A 16,356-nucleotide genomic window follows, 5' to 3' on the forward strand; every position below is an offset into this window, starting at 1 on the left:
TCAGGTGAAGTTGCAAGGGATGCAGAAGAGAATCCGGCGAACGGTCGTCCGCCGCGGTATCAATCGATGGTCGCGCCCGAATCTCTGACCACGACACGCCAGCGCGCAAGATCCTTCTGCAAGAGGCTGGCGAATGCTTCCGGCGTACCGCCCAGTACCTGCCCGCCTTCCGCTTCGATCTTCGAACGAACGGCCGGGGCCTGTAGTGCGCGATTCAATTCAGCGTTGAGCCTGGCCACGATGGGCGCGGGCGTGCCAGCCGGAGCGAGCAGGCCAAACCAGGTGTCTGCCTCGAATTGCTTCACGCCGGCTTCGGCGACGGTCGGCGTGTTGGGCAGCTGCGCCGAACGCTTTGCCGATGTCACGGCGATGCCGCGCAACTTGCCCGTCTTGATCTGACCCATCACGGTGGGGACGGACCCGATATAGATTTCCACCTGGCCACTCAGGACATCGGTGAGAGCCTGCGAGGCGCCCTTGTAGGGAATGTGCTGCAACGTGACGCCGGCCTGCTTCTGCAGAAGCTCCATCGCAAGGTGTGCGACCGTCCCATTTCCTGGCGTTCCGAACGTTACCGTGCCGGGTTTCGCCTTCGCCGCGGCAATCACGTCGGACAGGGTCTTGTAGGGCGAATTGTTGTTCGCCACGATCGCGAGCGGCGCGGACGCGATCAATGCAATCGGCGTCAGATCCTTGGTCGGGTCGTACGGCAGTTTCTTGTACAACGAAGGGTTGATCGCAAGATTGCTGGTCTGTCCGAACACCAGCGTGTAGCCGTCGGGCGTCGCCTTGGCGCCGGCATCGGCGCCGAGGTTGCCGCCCGCGCCAGGCTTGTTATCGACGATGATGGTCCACTTGAGATCCCTGCTCAGTTGCTGTCCGATTTCGCGCGAGAAAGTATCGGGCGCTCCGCCCGGCGGGAAAGGAACGATCAGGCGAACAGGTTTGGTCGGATAGCTGTCCGCGGCATGGGCGGGAAGGCAAGGGAGTGCGGCGAAGGCGCACGCGGTCACAACGCGAAAAACGAGATTCACGGATGTCTCCAGTCGAAATGCTTGTATTTGTGGCAGGACTATAGAATTTCGTTCCGTGCTATACAATTGCGTTGTCCATAACGGAACATGTGCCATGAAACGGAACGTGCAAACCGCATCCGAGACTGAAAGTGCCGACAAAGACACCATCATCGCGGTCACGCGCGCGCTGCAGATTCTCGAGGCCTTCTCTGCCGACGACACCTCCCTGACCCTGTCGGAGTTGAGCCGCCGGGTCGGGATGGGAAAATCCACGGTGCTACGGACGGCGCGAACGCTCGCGCGGAGCGAGTACCTGGTCCAGCGTGAAGACGGCCAATGGCGGCTCGGCGCGGCAGCGGGATGGCTCGGTGCGCGCTATCAGGCTGCGTTTCGCGTGAACGAGACCGTGGAACCCGTGCTCAGGCGGATCAGCGACGAAACACGTGAGAGCGCGGCCTTCTACGTCCGCGAAGGAGACACGCGGGCCTGTCTCGTGCGTGTGGAAGGACCGGGCGCGGTGCGACACCACGTTCGGGTCGGCGAACGGCTCTCCCTGAATGGCGCGCCCGGAAGAGTCCTGCGAGCCTTCGCAGGCGAAGCCGGCGAGCCCTACGAGCAGATTCGCAAAGACGGCTTCTACATCTCGATGGGCGAACGCGAGCCCGAGGTATCGAGCCTCGCCGTGCCCGTCTTTGGGATCAACTGGAAGCTGGCCGGCGCGCTTTGCATTTCGGGGCCGATCAGCCGGCTGACGCGGGAGAAGCTGGCAACGTACGTGGATCTGATGCTCGCAGGCGGCAGAGAGGTGTCTTACGCCATCTCGGGGTCGCGCGATCAGACCGTCCGGCCTACGACATGGCATCCCTGATCGCCGAGGGATGGACCGGGCGACGCGCTAGCCTTCGGCCCGGTACCGATCGAACGGCTTGCGATCGAGAAGACAGTCGATGAACGCGCCGAGGAGTGCGGGCCGATGCTGTCTATTCGGATAGTAGAGGTACAGGCCCGGACGCGAAATCGACCAGTCCGCGAGCACCTGTACAAGCCTCCCCTGCGCCAGGAGCTCGTCGAGGCCGTCTCGTGCGAAGTGATAGGCAATGCCGAGTCCGTTCAGCGCAGCGCCGATGCCAATGTCGGCATGATTGGTGACGACGGGGCCGTCCACGGCAACTTCAATGTCTCGCCCCCGTTTCCTGAACTCCCAGCGATAGTGCCTGCCGTCCATCTGCAGCCGCCAGTTGATGCACGTATGGTGATGCAAATCGGCCGGTGACTTAGGGATTCCGCGACGCGCGAGGTAGTCTGGCGACGCCACGGCAACCATGTCCAGGTCCGGAGTCAGGCGGACGGCCACCATGTCCTTCTCCAACCGATTACCCACGCGGATACCGGCGTCGAAGCGACCCGCCACGATATCGGCCAGCGCGTCGTCAACGACGATATCGAGCACTACGTCGGGGTGGACCTGGTGGAAGCGCGCAAGCCGCGGCGCGATGATCGTTCTTGCCGCAATCCCCAGCGTGTTGATGCGAAGCGTGCCTCTCATCTGTCCGGTCGCCTCGCTGGCTTCAGCGACCGCGGCCGTCATCTCCGCGAACAACGGCGCGATGCGCCTGTAGAGCTGTTCCCCACTTGCCGTGGGCGCAACGCTTCGCGTAGTGCGGTTCAGAAGACGTGCGCCGATGCGGCCTTCGAGTTGCCGGATGATCTGGCTCAGTGCCGAAGGCGATAGGCCCAGATGCTCCGCGGCGCGCGCAAAGCTCCGACGCTCCACGATCGCGACGAAGGCCTTCAACTCGGCAAAATCGGATCCACGCATGATGCAACATTCCCTTCATCGAGCCTTTCGCTCCCATACGCCGATTATGCATCGTTATCTGAACTTGCCATTCAGATTCTGGACCATTCCCTAAAGAACGGGCCAGGGTCATCCTTGCAACATTCGCTAAGGAGATAACGATATGAGCTTCGACCTTCATCTGCATGGCCTGCGGGCAGTGGTTACCGGCGGCACGCTGGGCCTTGGCGCCGCCGTGGTGAAAACGCTTGTGGAGGCGGGTGCCCGCGTGGCGACCTCCGCGCGCACCGTCCCGGCGCAACCGGTCGAGGGGGTCACCTACGTGGCCTCCGACCTGTCGACGGCGGAAGGCACGCATCGCTTTGCGCAGACCGTTCTGGACGATTGGGGCGGCGCCGACATCCTGATCAATTCGCTTGGCGGCTCGAAGACGCCCGCCGGCGGTTTCGCTGCCGTCAGCGACGAGCACTGGTTCGCCGAGTTGAACCTGAACCTGATGCCCGCCGTGCGTCTGGACCGTGCACTGGTGCCATCCATGCTGGCGCAAGGTTCGGGGGTCGTCATTCACGTCAGTTCCATCCAGCGCGTGCTGCCCCTGCCCGAGTCCACGACCGCGTACGCCGCGGCCAAGGGTGCGCTGACCACGTATAGCAAAGCGCTCGCAAGGGAGGTCACGCCAAAGGGCGTTCGCGTGCTGAGCGTTGCGCCGGGCTGGATCGAGACGGAGGCTTCCGTGGCGTTTGCGGAGCGGATGGGCGCGCAGGCTGGAACGGACTACGAGGGCGGCAAGAAGATCGTCATGGATTGGCTCGGAGGCATTCCGGTGGGACGCCCGGCCAGTCCCCAGGAGGTTGCCGATCTGATCGCGTTCCTGGCATCGCCGCGATCCGCTTCGATCGCGGGGACCGAATATCGGATCGACGGCGGCACCGTTCCTACCGTGAGCTGACAGCGGCCATCGGATAAGCGCGGTGGTGCGGGCCGGCGCCTTGGCCACGGCAGGATCATGTCCGGCGCTTGAGTGCCCCACGCTTACGTATCAGCAGGTACACCGCCGGGACCACAAACAGGGAAAGCAATGGCGCGGTCACCATGCCGCCGACCATCGGGGCGGCAATACGCTGCATGACCTCCGAGCCCGTGCCATGCGACCACATGATGGGAATGAGGCCAGCGAGAATGACCGCGACCGTCATGGCTTTGGGACGGACACGCTGCACCGCGCCTTCCTGAATGGCTTCCAGCAGCATGGGCAGGTTTGCTTCGCCGCTCGCTTCGCGCACGCGCCAGGCTTGCTTGAGGTAGAGCAGCATGATCACGCCGAACTCGGCCGCCACGCCGGCCAATGCGATGAAGCCGACCACGCCCGCAACCGACAAGTTGTAGCCAAGCCCATAGAGCAGCCAGAAGCCGCCGATCAGCGCCAGCGGCAACGTACCCATGATCAGCAGCGCTTCATCCAGACGGCCGAACACCAGATAGAGCAGGACGAAGATGATCAGCAGCGTGAACGGCACCACCACCTTCAGCTTTGCGGTGGCCCGCTCCAGGTATTCGAACTGCCCCGACCAGCTGAGGGAATAGCCCGCTGGCATTGGCACCGCCTTTGCCACGACTGCCTGCATGTCATGGACCGCCGAACGCAGATCGCGTCCGCGGATGTCGACGTAGATCCAGCCGGAGAGCCGCGCGTTTTCGCTGCGCAGCATCGGCGGGCCTTGCACCACCTCGAGGCGTGCCACGTCGGACAGGGTGATCTGCTGCCCGCGATCCGTGACGATGGGCAACGCGCGCAATTGCTCCACCGAATCGCGGTAATCGCGTGGGTAACGGACATTGATTGGAAAGCGCGCCAATCCGTCGACCACTTCCCCGACGTTGTCGCCACCGACCGCCGAGGACACGATGCTCTGGACGTTGTCGATATTGAGGCCATAGCGGCCCGCCGCCATCCGGTCGATATCGACGTCGATATAGCGCCCGCCAGACAGACGCTCGGCCAATGCAGAGGTGACACCCGGAACGGTTTTCACGGCTTCCTCGATGCGCGTGGCAAGCCGATCGATCTCCTTCAGGTCCGTGCCCGCCACCTTGATGCCCACGGGGCTCTTGATGCCGGTGGCCAGCATGTCGATCCGGTTGCGGATCGGCGGTACCCAGATGTTCGACAGGCCCGGCACCTTCACCACGCGATCGAGTTCTTCGACGAGCCTGTCCGGCGTCATGCCGGCGCGCCATTGATCCCGCGGCTTGAACTGGATCGTGGTTTCGAACATCTCCAGCGGCGCGGGATCGGTGGCGGAGTCCGCGCGGCCCGCCTTGCCGAACACGGTGGCAACTTCTGGCACGGTCTTGATCAGCCTGTCCGTCTGCTGGAGCAATTGCGCGGCCTTGCCCGCGGAAAGGCCGGGCAGCGCGGAGGGCATGAACAGCAGGTCACCCTCGTCGAGAGGCGGCATGAACTCGCCGCCGACGCGCGAGATCGGCCAGGCGGTCGCGGCCAGCAGAACCGCTGCGATGGCTACCGTGGTCTTCGGATAGGTCAGCACCTTGGCCAGCATTGGCTGGTAGGCACGTATCAGCCACCGGTTGAGCGGATTGGACTGTTCGCGCGGAATCCTGCCCCGGATCATATAGCCCATCAATACGGGCACCAGGGTCACCGACAACCCCGCGGCTGCGGCCATCGAGTACGTCTTGGTGAAGGCCAGCGGCGAGAACAGCCGCCCCTCCTGCGCTTCCAGCGTGAATACCGGCACAAAGGAGAGTGTGATGATCAGCAGCGAAAAGAACAGCGCAGGACCCACCTCCGCCGCCGATTCTCCGATCACACGCCAGCGCTCCTCCCCGGAGAGTGCCCTGCCGGGATGGTCCGCATGCCAGTGTTCGAGGTGCTTGTGCGCATTCTCGATCATGACGACCGCGGCATCGACCATCGCGCCGATGGCAATAGCGATGCCCCCCAGCGACATGATGTTTGCATTGACGCCCTGATAGCGCATGACCAGGAACGCGGCTAGCACGCCCAACGGCAGCGAAACGATGGCTACCAGTGCCGAGCGCAGGTGGAACAGGAAGATCAGACAGACCAGCGCAACGACGATGAACTCTTCGACGAGCTTGTGCGTCAGATTGTCCACCGCACGATGGATCAGCGACGAGCGGTCGTACGTGGCGACGATCTCGACGCCTGCCGGCAGGCTCTTCTGGAGCTCGGCAAGCCTGGCCTTGACTGCCTCGATGGTTTCCAGCGCGTTCTTGCCCGAGCGCATCACGATGACACCGCCGGCGACCTCGCCTTCGCCATCGAGCTCGGCGATACCGCGCCGCAACTCGGGACCGAACTGTACCGTGGCCACATCGCCGAGCCGTACAGGAATGCCGGCTTCGCGGGTCACAAGCGGAATCTGCCGGAAATCATCGAGCGTCTTCAGATACCCCGACGCTCTGACCGCATATTCGGCCTCGCCAAGTTCAAGCACCGAGCCGCCGGCCTCCTGGTTGGCCCCCTTCAAGGCCTCCAGGATCCTCGACTGGGGGATGTTGTAGGCGCGCAGCTTGTCCGGCTGCAATACGACCTGGTACTGCTTCACCATGCCGCCGATGGGGGCCACCTCGGCGACATTGGGCAGCGACTTCAACTCGAAGCGCAGGAACCAGTCCTGCAGCGCGCGGAGTTGCGAGAGGTCGTGCCGCCCGGTCTTGTCCACCAGCGCGTACTCGTAGATCCAGCCGACGCCGGTGGCATCCGGCCCCAGCGCCGGTTTGGCCGCCGCCGGCAAGCGTGACTGCACCTGATTCAGGTACTCCAGCACGCGCGAGCGCGCCCAGTACGGGTCGGTGCCGTCCTCGAACAGGACGTAGACGAACGAGTCTCCGAAGAAAGAGTATCCGCGTACGGTCCTGGCCCCTGGCACGGACAGCATGGTCGTGGTCAGCGGATAGGTGACCTGGTTTTCGACCAGTTGCGGTGCCTGCCCGGGAAATGGCGTGCGGATGATCACCTGCACATCGGAGAGGTCTGGCAACGCGTCCAGCGGCGTGCTGCGCACCGCCCACAGCCCCCACGCCGTGAGCATGACCGTGGCCAGCAGCACCAGGAAGCGATTGCGTATCGACGCCAGGATGATGCGCGCGATCATGGCTTGGCTCCTTCGGCACCGGCCGGCTGTACCGACGATAGCGTGGCGGCACCGTCCTGGCCCTGGCTAAAACGGAACCGGATGCGGTCGCCGGGCTTCAACCCCCTGAGCATCGCAGGATCGTGCGCGGCGAAATCCATCGTCATCGCACCCCAGTGCGCCGAAGGAATCGGTCCATGCGAAATCGTCAGGCCCGCGGCGTTCACGGCTTCGATGCGACCGATCCCCTCGTGCTCCGGCATCGCGGCGGCGGGCGCGGAGGGATCGGCCGGCGATGCCAGCCGGCCCGAGGTGCCGCGCAGGCTGGCTTCGGAATCGATCAGGAACTGGCCCGACGTCACCACCTTTTGCCCGGCCTTCAGTCCGGCGACGACTTCGGTCATGCCATCGGATTCCTGACCGGTGCGGATTTCCGTGGCCACATAACCTTGCGGCCCCGCATCGACCATCACGACGTTGCGCTGGCCCGTACGAATCACGGCCTCGGATGGAATCTGCAGTACGTCCTGGCGATCGCCGCCGTCGAACCGCACGCTGGCGAACATGCCGGGCACCAGCCGGTGTTGCGGGTTGGGCAGGACGATGCGTACCTTGAGGGTGCGCGTGGCGGAGTTGACGTCGGGCAGGATCGCATCCACCTTCCCGTTCACGGGTGCCGTGGCGGCGGCGACCGATACCGTGACCGATTGTCCCGGTGCGATACGGCGCGCCTGTGCTTCCGGCACTTCGGCGATCACCCAGACCTGACCGAGATCCGCCAACCGGAAAAGTGTCATGCCTGGGGTGACCGTCATGCCTTCGCGCACGGCGATCTCGGTGACAACGCCGTCCAGCGGGCTGACGATGCCCTGCCCCGTCTGCAGTGTGCCCGAACGGGCGACGGCATCGGCTTGCCCCGGCGTCATGCCGGCCTGCCGCATGCGCGCTTTTGCCGCATCCGCGAGGTCCCCCTGCAAGCCGCGAGGCATGCGGGCAACGGCCAGGTACTCCTCCTGCACCGCCACCCAGTCGGGCGCATAGACCGTGATCAGCGTCTGCCCCTTTCGGACGGCATCGAGCGTGGCTCGCACGCCCACATGCTGCACGAAGCCGGTGGTGCGTGCCTGGATCACCTGGATGCTGCGCTCATCGATTACGACATTGCCTGGTGCCTCGAGCGTGGCGCCCATGCGACCGGTCTGGACTTCGACGGTGCGAATGCCCAGGTTCTGCGTCACGCGACTGTCGATGGAGACGCCGCTGCCGCCGGCGTCGCCGCCGTCGGCATAGACCGGTACCAGTTGCATGTCCATGAACGGCGATTTTCCAGGCTTGTCGAAGCGCTGGCCGGGCACCATCGGGTCGTGCCAATAGAGCACCCTTTTGCCCGTTTGCGGATCGGTATCGCCGGTTTTCGCCATCGCGCCCGTCGCCGGTTCGCCATGCATCGTCGACGTGCCCTGCGCAACACCGAAGCGATAGCCGGCATATCCGGCCGCACCGATCATGACCACGCACGCAGCGGCAAGTTTCAGTCGCGGGTTCATTTGAAGTCCTTGGAGGCTGGTTCGGTTTGTGCGGTGGGCAGTGGCGTCAGGAATGTCAGTTCGGCCCAGAGCCTCGTCGTGCGTCGTTCCAGGGTCAGCCGTTCCAGTGCCGTATCGATGGCGCGATGATTGGCCTCCGCCACCGCCAGCAGCGAACCCGTGTTGGTGCGATAGGCTGTCAGGGCAGCTTCCGCCTGCGCATTGGCCAGCGGCAGCGTGGCGTCGTCATAGCGCTTGAGCCGTTCGAGGTTGCGGCGCAGTTCCGCGACGCGCGCGCCAACGACGGCGTCGGTATCGCGCTGGACAATCTCCGCTCTGGCGCGCGCCTCGGTGGCCTGCGCGAGTCGCGCGGACACTTCACGATCCTGGCGGTTTGCACGATCCCACGGTAGCGGGAAGCTCACGTTGATCGAGGCCAGGTTGGAGTAGGCCGAGCCGCGCTGGCTATACATCAGCTCGACGCTGATATCGGGCTTGCGCGCTTCCGTCGCCAGGCGTACCTCGCTCTCTGCAAGTGTCACGTCGCGCTGCGCCGCGGCGATTTCCGGCACGCTGTCATAACGCGCACGGACGAGTTGCTCGACACGATCCGGGACGCCGAGGGCCGGGGGATCGCCGAGCGGGCGCGTGGCGTCCGCGCCGATCCAGCGCGAGAGATTGACGGTGGCAGCATCGAGCACCGCCTGATTTTCGCTTTCGCGGTCCTGCAACTTCTGCACTTCCAGTTGGGCGGACAGTACGTCGGCGCGCGTGCCGCGGCCGCCGCGATAGGCAGCGTTGGCGGCTTCAAGTGCGAGGTTCAGTGGGTGCGCGTGGTGGCCAAGCAGGGCTCGCGCCCGCTCCGCGTACCAGCGATCGATCCAGGCGGCGACGGCGCTGCGCTGAACATTGGTCACGCCGACGATGCGCCGCGCATCGGCGGAATCGGCCTCGGCCTCGAACCTTGCAGTGCGTGCCCGTCGCTTGTCGGCGCGCGTGAATTCCTGCAGGACGCTGATCGACCGCGTGGTCATGGAGTCTCGGCTCAGTGAGCCGCTGTCCGAACCGCTGACGGGGACATCGTTCAGCCCGACCTTCAGAATCGGATCGGGTAACTGGCCCGCGGCGACGGACTGCTGCACGGCCGCTTCGATGGCGCCGTGCGAGTTCTCGGCATCCTGCGCACGCGCCGAGGCCAGCGCGGCGGCTTCTTCAATGGATAACGCGGGGGCGGCAAGCGGGGGCGCGGCAAGCGCCACCGACATGCCGAGGGTGGACGCACATAAGAGCGCCAGCCTCAGGCAACGAGGGAATAACATAAAGCCTCCGGAAACGACGACCACCGCTCCCTCGGTACAGGGAGCGAGACGAATGTGGCGTAGCTTCGGAGGCTAGGTGCGCAAACAGCAGTGGAGAATGGCGTGCGGAGGCGGCGGTGCACGCGGCTGGTGCTTCGCGCGCAGTGCGAAGATCGGCGCGGCGTCCAGCATGGGGGGCTCGACGACGATGCTCGCGAGAACCGGGATGAATGCGGGAATCTGCGGCGCGGCGTGGTCGGCGTGCTTCGTATCGGCCTGACAATGGCCCATACAAAGCGCCTTTTGGCTGTCGCCCGGCACGGCATCCTGTTCGGCCATATCGGCGCAGGACACCATGGCTTCCATCGGCGCCTGTTCCATTGGCTTGCTCGCGCCCATATTGCAGGCGTAAGCGGCCGTTGCCAGTTGCACTGACAGAAAGACAACCACAAGGAATCCGGCAACCCAAGGATGCCGGCGGGCCAGTTCACGCACAATCGTCGAGGAAATCGGGACAGCGCCAAGCTTACCCGTTTTTGGCAAAAAAGGGGGCGGCAGCCAATGGCCGATTCCCGCCCCCGATGGCCAACGGTCAACAGTCAACGGTCAACGGTCAAGGCAAGATCGGATTCGCCGTGGCCCGCGCGATGATCGCATCGGCATCGCGCTGCAGCAGGAACCGCTGCGCGACCAGATCGTTGGCGGCCGACGTGACCGCCGCCACATACCCTGCCTGATTGCCATAGAGCGATTCCAGCGATGGCCGGCCGTCTCCGGCCGCGATGCGTGCCGCGTCCGTCTTGTGGAACGGGATGAACGCGCCCGTCAGGTTCGACAGATCGACGATGCCCGGCGTGGCCACATAGTTGAACTCGATGCTGGTCCCGACCGGCACGCGTGCTTCCACGCTACGGATGCCCGCGCGCGGAATGCCCGTCGACGCGTCCACCTGCGGCACGAGTATCGCGTAGTCGTGATTGAGGTTCGTCGGTGGCAGGATCGTGGCGATGCCCGATTCGTCCTGCCGACGGTACTGCGGACCGAAGTCGAGCAGCGAATAGCCGTTGTATCGCGCCAGGTACTGGAAATCCGGAATCGCGGTACCGCCGGAGACGGGCCACGTCAGTCCCTTCATGACCGGAAACGCCACCGAACCCGGCTGCACCAGCGTGCCGTCGGCAAGCTTCGGCACCTGACTCGCGGGCGGTGCCACGCCGCGCACGACCCAGTCCTCCAGATCGAGGAACAGCGCGCGGAACGTGTCGTTGTGATGGATCACGGTGCCCGCCGGATAGACGTTGCGCGACGGGGCGAACGCGATGCTCGCGGTACCGCCCGCGCCGCCATGCTGCGTCCCCGTGTAGTAGTAGATGCGCGCGTTGTCGGGCTGCGTCAGATCTTTGGTGCCATTGGCATCGGTCAGCACGGGCGAGCCCTGCAGTTGCCAGAACTCGGTGCCGGACAGGCCGAGGAAGAACTTCGGGCAGGTATTGGTCGCCGAGCAGCGCGCCATGACACCGCCACGCTGGCCCGAGATGTCATCGACGTAGTCCTTGTCGAGTCCGCGCGGCGCGGTCTGGCCGAATGCCGTATGGTCGGTACGCAGGCCACCGCCGCCGCCGGGCACCGCAAAGCGCGTATTGACGTTGGTCTGCCGCGCGGCCACATGCGCATAGATCCCGTCGAAGACCTTGCCGCCGTCGAGCGCCTGATTGAAGCCCAGATGCAGGAACGTCTTCATCGCATTGCCCGACTGCGATGTGCCCTGCCCGATCGTATTGGTAATGCGCCCCGCCACCGGATTCGGCGTACCGGCGCTGTCGGCCGTCTTGCCGCGGAAGAAGCTCACCGTATCGCGCAGCGCGGCCAGGCCCACGCCCATGACCTTCGGATCCTTGGCCACGTACACGAGTTCGTAGAGGTAGGCCGGATCGAAACCGCCGCGCAGGCAGATGCTGGCCGGGTCCGGCGTGCCCGGGAATGGATGGGTGCCCGCATCGCATGTGGCGAACTTCCAGTCGCCGGCGGGAATGGGCACGCGCGCGTCGGTCTCGTTCGCGCGGCGCGTGAGCGAGTAACCGGGCAGCGTGTTGTCGAGGCTCGCCGGTGCGTACGGGAGCATGGTCCCGTTGAAGACGCCGCCCGGCAATGTCATGGACGGCGACGCGGCGGCCGGCACGAGTTCGCTGCGGTAGGGTCCGGTAATCGACGTGCCATCGGCGTTCTTCGCCACGGGCACCGTTACGGTCAGCCGCGCGGCGCTGGACTTCGGCACATCGCCCTGCCACGCCGAATACAGCAGTACATAGCCGCGCTCGAGATACACCGCATCGCTCGGCGTGGTCGCCGGGTTGACCATCGTCAGGATATTGCCGCGATTCGGCGCATCGTAGCGCAGCACGCCGCTGGCCTTGCTCATGTCCTTCGGCTTGAGCATCACGAAGTCCGCGGTGTACTCGACCATGCCGTTGGCATTGACCGGCGCAAGCGCGAGGTCCTGGATGATCGCGTTCTTCGGGTCCCTGGGATCGACTTCGCCGCTGATGGTGCCGGTCAGTTGTTCGTATTGGCCCACGCCGCCGTAACTGCCGGGCATATCCTGCGTGGCCGTGATCTTCAGCGTCATCGACGGCGCTCGCGTCGTCGGCGTGCCGCCTCCGGGACTGCCGCCACCGCCGGCGCCGTTGTCATCGCTGCCGCCGCACGCGCCCAGCAACAGCGCTCCGGCAATCGTGCCCGCGAGCGCGCACGTCTTCCTCAGGTGTGTGAACACCTTCGCCATTTGATGTCTCCTCGTTCGTGGTTTCCGTTACGTGACGTCACCTTCGAACTGGAGTCTATGCGCAGCGAATTAAGCTGATAAATTGATTGTTTGGATGAATTTATCGGAAAGACCGATAGCCACAATCAGAACTTCGGAATCCGCAGCGTCTTGCTGATCATCAGCGAACCCGATAGGACGAACAGCAGCGCCATCGGATGCAGCACGGCCGGGCCGAGTTGCCAGACGCCGCCGTAGAGCGCGTCGGCGAGCCGGCCCTCCGATGCGCACCATGCCAGCACGCCGGTCAACACGACGCTCGTGGGAATCGGCGTGCCTTCGAAGTACTTGACCTTGGCGGTGCCCGCGGAGAGCGTTTCGGCGGTGACGTTGAAGCGCGCGAGGCGGCTTACGCCGCAGCAGACGAAGTACGCGAGCGCGATCAGGTCCCACCCGCCGCGCATCCCGGCGGCGAATGCCAGCGTGGCGGGCGCCACGCCGAACGAGATGATGTCCGACAGCGAATCGAGTTCGCGGCCCAGCGCGGAATGCGCGTGGCGCCAGCGCGCGATGCGGCCGTCGAGGACGTCGAAAATAAAAGCGGCCGGCGCAAACGCGGCGGCCACGTAGAAATGCATCAATGACGCTTCGGCGACGTAGAACATCGCGAAGAACACGGCGCCCATGCCGCATGCGGCGTTCGCCAGCGTGAAGAAGTCCGCCAGCTGCAGGTCGCGCAGCATCGAGAAGTGTCTGGGGCGCTCGGTCGAAGTCGTCATGGCTGTCCGGAATCGGCCGCGGCGATCAGACCACGGTGGTTACGTGATAGACGTTGGGCGGCGCGGCAAACGAATCGCCGACCAGCTTGCGCCACGTCTGAAAGTCCTCCGATTCGCGGAAATGCACCATATGGTCTTCCACGGTCTCCCAGCCGACCACGAGCATGTACTGCTGCGGCTGCTCGATCGAGCGCTGCAGGTTCATGCTGTGGCAACCGCGCGCGCGTGCGAACAGCGGCTTGGCCTGGACGACGCCCGCTTCGAACTGCGCCTCCATGCCGGGCTTGACGGTGATCTGTGCGATTTCGTGAATCATGGTCTCGGTCTCTCTCGGTGAAACGCCATGCAAGCGGCGTGCCGTGTACCTTAGCAGATCGCGGGCGACGATGTCGTGCCCCATTTGCCGTACCCGAGGCCGCACCTTACCTGTCGATGTCGCGACATTTGAAAAATTTCTAGCCGGCGCCGCGCTGCCGCAGCAATCCCCCGACGAGGTACACCACCACGAGCGCGTTGGCGACGGCGAGGCCGATATGCAGGACCGTCGGGTGACGCACGGCCTCGTAGAACTCCACCGGAATATAGATGCCGCCCGACCACACGCCTATCCACTTGCCCCATGGCAGGTTGTGCCACAGTCCATAGGCTTCCGCGAACCGCATCAGCGCGTAGACCGCTGCGGAACCGCCGATCGCCCACAGCCGGCCGTCGGTCGGATGCGCCATCAGGGACAGAAAAATGGTCGGATAACGGCTCGCCGGATTGACGTGGAGGCGTGCCACGATCTGCTCCGCGATGGCCTGCGCATCGCGATGCAGCAGGGCCACGATGCCGATGCCGGCGAGTATCACGAGCGCGCCCTTGGCGGCTTCGAACAGCGCGATGCCGCGCAGGCCCAGTGCGGAGGAGGCGTGTGCCATGGCGATGGGAAGAATGTCGAAAGGTCGACATTGTGCAACATCCGCGACATCTGCATCACCACAACCTGTCACCAGAACCTATCGCCGCGACTCCCGCTCCACGATCGGCCCGTCGGCATCGATGCCGCCGCCCGACTCGATCGCGCCATCGACGGTGATGGGCCCATCCACCTGCAGGTCGCCATGCACGATCATCGTGCCGTGGATCGTCACCGGGCCGTTGAACTCCTTGTACAGCGTGCGATGCGGCGGGCGCGGATAGCCGCCGCCGGGCGTGGCCAGCCAGCCCGCGGTGATCGGACCGCTCGCGTGCACGTTGCCGTCCACGCTCAGGTTGCCGTGTACCGTCACCGGCCCGCGCACGCGCGCGGAGCCTCCCACCGCAATCGAGCCCGCAACGGTCGGTTGCGCGATCGCCGTTGCCGTCATGGCGAGGGTGACGAAGGCAACGAGAGCGACGGACGCGACGCCCCATGCCATCCAGTGCTTTTGCCGCATGCTGCGCCCTCCCAAAACGAAACTGGCGCGATGCTTCCAGTCTAGTGCTCTGGAAGCATCGCGCCAGCAAGGCGAGTGCAACGGTTCGTAACGCCGCGCTTAGTTGGATGCGGTCGTCTTCACCTTGGCACCGTCGTTCGAGGCGACCGCCTCCTGCAACGGTCCCCAGCCACCGCCAAGGCTACGCACCAGCGACACCGTCGCCGACGCACGCAGCCCCGCCACCGTATTCGCATCGCGCTGCGACTGCAGCACCGTGCGATCGGCGTCGATCACGGTCAGGTAATCGACCGCACCCGCGTCATAGCGGCTGCGCGAAATACGCTGCGCGCGCTTGGCGCCGGCGATGGCGGTGTCCAGCGCCGCGTTCTGCTGGCTCAGCCAGCGCACGTCGGCCAGGCTGTCCTCGACCTCGCGGAACGCGGTCAGCACGGTCTGGCGATACGTGGCGACCGATTCCTCGTGCGCCGCGCGCGCACCGGCCAGGTTCGCGCTATTGCGGCCACCGTCGAACACGGTCTGCGCCAGCGTCGAACCCACGAGCGGCCCGATTGCCCACGCACGCGACGAGTACTTGAACAGATCGGCGAAGTTCGACGACTCGAAGCCGAAGAACGCGGACAGCGAGATGCGCGGGAAGAACGCGGCGCGCGCCACGCCGATACGCGCGTTGGCGGCAGCCATCTGACGCTCGGCCTGCGCGATGTCGGGACGACGCTCGAGCAGTTCGGACGGCAGACCGGCCGGCACCGACAGCGGCGTCAGCTGGAGCGGGCGCGGCGTCAGCGCGAACTGGGCGGGCGCGAGGCCCGTCAGCACGGCCAGGCCATGCTCCTGGTTCGCGCGGCGACGCTCGGTCGCGGCCAGATCGGCGCGCGCGGTACCGAGTTCGGCCTCGGCACGGGCCGGGTCGAGATCGGTGGTTTCGCCCGCCTCATACCGCTTGCGCAGCAGCGACAACGCATCCTCGCGGAGCTTGATGGTGGCCTGCAGGATCTCGCGATCGCTGTCGAGCGTGCGCAGGTTGAAGTAGGCCTGCGCCACGTCCGCCTGCAGCGCAAGCTGCACCGAGCGGAACAGGTCGTCGGCCGCTTCGCCGTCGGCACGTGCCGCCGCCACGTTGCTGGCCACGCGACCGAACAGATCGAGCTCGTAGCTGGCAATCGCACGGGCGCGCACCAGGGTCTGGATCGGCGGCGTGGCGCCGGTACCCAGATAGCTCACCGAGGCCGCCGAATACTGCGTGCGGGTCGGATCGATGCCGACGCTGAGCTGCGGGTACAGGTCCGCTTCGGTCGCACCGGTGATCGCGCGCGCCTGCTTCACGCGCGCGGCCGCCGCCGCGAGGTCCTGGTTGCTGGAGTTGGCGGCATCGACCAGACGATTGAGGTCGTCGTCGCCGAACACCTTCCACCACTCCCCGCGCGCCTGGCCATCGGCCGGCGTCGCGGTCTTCCACTGGATGCCTTCGGCCTGCGCGGCCTCGGCTTCCTTGAACGTTGCCGCGGTGGCCGTCTCCGGCACCTTGTACGTCGGCGCCAGCGAGCAGCCCGCCAGCACCAGCGCGGCGGCCAGCGTGGCCAGGCGGGGCAACTGGTTGGTCAGTTGGGCAATCATGGTTGTTCTCTCGTTTGGATTC

Annotated in this window: 14 protein-coding genes; 2 read left to right on the forward strand and 12 right to left on the reverse strand. The window is 65.3% G+C overall.

Annotated elements, in window-relative coordinates; genetic code table 11:
• Positions 1-59 precede the first annotated feature (59 nt).
• Positions 60-1,013 (reverse strand): Bug family tripartite tricarboxylate transporter substrate binding protein, encoded by a 954-nt coding sequence (locus FOB72_RS21090; protein ID WP_223851849.1) that lies wholly within the window; start codon positions 1,011-1,013, stop codon positions 60-62.
• A gap of 115 nt (positions 1,014-1,128) precedes the next feature.
• Between FOB72_RS21090 and FOB72_RS21095 the strand changes: the two genes are divergently transcribed.
• Positions 1,129-1,884: an IclR family transcriptional regulator gene (locus FOB72_RS21095; protein WP_150374663.1), complete on the forward strand. Its 756-nt coding sequence runs from the start codon at positions 1,129-1,131 to the stop codon at positions 1,882-1,884.
• 27 nt (positions 1,885-1,911) lie between these two features.
• Here the strand turns inward: FOB72_RS21095 and FOB72_RS21100 are convergent, their stop codons facing one another.
• Positions 1,912-2,835, reverse strand: a complete 924-nt coding sequence (locus FOB72_RS21100) for a LysR family transcriptional regulator (protein ID WP_150374664.1) — start codon at positions 2,833-2,835, stop codon at positions 1,912-1,914.
• A 142-nt stretch (positions 2,836-2,977) separates the two neighbouring features.
• On the opposite strand from FOB72_RS21100, the gene FOB72_RS21105 reads away from it, so the two are divergent.
• Positions 2,978-3,763 carry an SDR family oxidoreductase gene (locus FOB72_RS21105; RefSeq protein ID WP_150374665.1) on the forward strand — a complete coding sequence of 262 codons (786 nt, stop codon included), beginning with the start codon at positions 2,978-2,980 and terminating at the stop codon, positions 3,761-3,763.
• A 55-nt stretch (positions 3,764-3,818) separates the two neighbouring features.
• On the opposite strand, the gene FOB72_RS21110 is transcribed toward FOB72_RS21105, so the two are convergent.
• The 10 genes from FOB72_RS21110 to FOB72_RS21155 form a co-directional block, all read right to left on the reverse strand.
• Positions 3,819-6,956: an efflux RND transporter permease subunit gene (locus FOB72_RS21110; protein WP_150374666.1), complete on the reverse strand. Its 3,138-nt coding sequence runs from the start codon at positions 6,954-6,956 to the stop codon at positions 3,819-3,821.
• Positions 6,953-8,482 (reverse strand): efflux RND transporter periplasmic adaptor subunit, encoded by a 1,530-nt coding sequence (locus tag FOB72_RS21115; RefSeq protein WP_150374667.1) that lies wholly within the window; start codon positions 8,480-8,482, stop codon positions 6,953-6,955. The genes FOB72_RS21110 and FOB72_RS21115 overlap by 4 nt, the downstream gene beginning before the upstream one ends.
• Positions 8,479-9,780 (reverse strand): TolC family protein, encoded by a 1,302-nt coding sequence (locus FOB72_RS21120; RefSeq protein ID WP_150374668.1) that lies wholly within the window; start codon positions 9,778-9,780, stop codon positions 8,479-8,481. Before FOB72_RS21120 ends, FOB72_RS21115 begins: the two co-directional genes overlap by 4 nt.
• A 72-nt stretch (positions 9,781-9,852) precedes the next feature.
• The gene (locus tag FOB72_RS21125; RefSeq protein ID WP_223851732.1) at positions 9,853-10,362 is read right to left on the reverse strand and encodes a copper resistance protein; all 510 of its coding nucleotides are present in this window, start codon (positions 10,360-10,362) and stop codon (positions 9,853-9,855) included.
• Between the two features lie 10 nt (positions 10,363-10,372).
• On the reverse strand, positions 10,373-12,541 hold the full coding sequence (locus tag FOB72_RS21130) for an alpha/beta hydrolase domain-containing protein (protein ID WP_150374669.1): 2,169 nt from the start codon (positions 12,539-12,541) through the stop codon (positions 10,373-10,375).
• A 125-nt stretch (positions 12,542-12,666) separates the two neighbouring features.
• Positions 12,667-13,299: a CDP-alcohol phosphatidyltransferase family protein gene (locus FOB72_RS21135; protein WP_150374670.1), complete on the reverse strand. Its 633-nt coding sequence runs from the start codon at positions 13,297-13,299 to the stop codon at positions 12,667-12,669.
• Between the two features lie 25 nt (positions 13,300-13,324).
• A complete protein-coding gene (locus FOB72_RS21140; protein ID WP_150374671.1) occupies positions 13,325-13,615 on the reverse strand; it encodes an antibiotic biosynthesis monooxygenase family protein in 291 nt (96 codons plus the stop codon).
• Positions 13,616-13,754: 139 nt separating this feature from the next.
• Complete coding sequence (locus FOB72_RS21145; RefSeq protein ID WP_150374672.1) at positions 13,755-14,219, reverse strand: DUF2127 domain-containing protein; 465 nt, start codon at positions 14,217-14,219, stop codon at positions 13,755-13,757.
• 78 nt (positions 14,220-14,297) lie between these two features.
• A complete protein-coding gene (locus FOB72_RS21150) occupies positions 14,298-14,717 on the reverse strand; it encodes a hypothetical protein (RefSeq protein WP_223851733.1) in 420 nt (139 codons plus the stop codon).
• Between the two features lie 99 nt (positions 14,718-14,816).
• Complete coding sequence (locus tag FOB72_RS21155; protein WP_150374673.1) at positions 14,817-16,334, reverse strand: efflux transporter outer membrane subunit; 1,518 nt, start codon at positions 16,332-16,334, stop codon at positions 14,817-14,819.
• Positions 16,335-16,356: the final 22 nt, after the last annotated feature.

Source organism: Cupriavidus pauculus (assembly GCF_008693385.1).
GTDB classification, from domain to species: Bacteria; Pseudomonadota; Gammaproteobacteria; order Burkholderiales; family Burkholderiaceae; genus Cupriavidus; species Cupriavidus pauculus_D.

Excerpts from the sequence above, each read along its gene's own strand:
- FOB72_RS21095 (WP_150374663.1), top strand. The coding sequence starts at position 1,129 with ATGAAACGGAACGTGCAAACCGCATCCGAGACTGAAAGTGCCGACAAA.
- FOB72_RS21100 (WP_150374664.1), bottom strand. The coding sequence starts at position 2,835 with ATGCGTGGATCCGATTTTGCCGAGTTGAAGGCCTTCGTCGCGATCGTG.
- FOB72_RS21105 (WP_150374665.1), top strand. The coding sequence starts at position 2,978 with ATGAGCTTCGACCTTCATCTGCATGGCCTGCGGGCAGTGGTTACCGGC.
- FOB72_RS21110 (WP_150374666.1), bottom strand. The coding sequence starts at position 6,956 with ATGATCGCGCGCATCATCCTGGCGTCGATACGCAATCGCTTCCTGGTG.
- FOB72_RS21115 (WP_150374667.1), bottom strand. The coding sequence starts at position 8,482 with ATGAACCCGCGACTGAAACTTGCCGCTGCGTGCGTGGTCATGATCGGT.
- FOB72_RS21120 (WP_150374668.1), bottom strand. The coding sequence starts at position 9,780 with ATGTTATTCCCTCGTTGCCTGAGGCTGGCGCTCTTATGTGCGTCCACC.
- FOB72_RS21130 (WP_150374669.1), bottom strand. The coding sequence starts at position 12,541 with ATGGCGAAGGTGTTCACACACCTGAGGAAGACGTGCGCGCTCGCGGGC.
- FOB72_RS21135 (WP_150374670.1), bottom strand. The coding sequence starts at position 13,299 with ATGACGACTTCGACCGAGCGCCCCAGACACTTCTCGATGCTGCGCGAC.
- FOB72_RS21140 (WP_150374671.1), bottom strand. The coding sequence starts at position 13,615 with ATGATTCACGAAATCGCACAGATCACCGTCAAGCCCGGCATGGAGGCG.
- FOB72_RS21145 (WP_150374672.1), bottom strand. The coding sequence starts at position 14,219 with ATGGCACACGCCTCCTCCGCACTGGGCCTGCGCGGCATCGCGCTGTTC.
- FOB72_RS21150 (WP_223851733.1), bottom strand. The coding sequence starts at position 14,717 with ATGCGGCAAAAGCACTGGATGGCATGGGGCGTCGCGTCCGTCGCTCTC.
- FOB72_RS21155 (WP_150374673.1), bottom strand. The coding sequence starts at position 16,334 with ATGATTGCCCAACTGACCAACCAGTTGCCCCGCCTGGCCACGCTGGCC.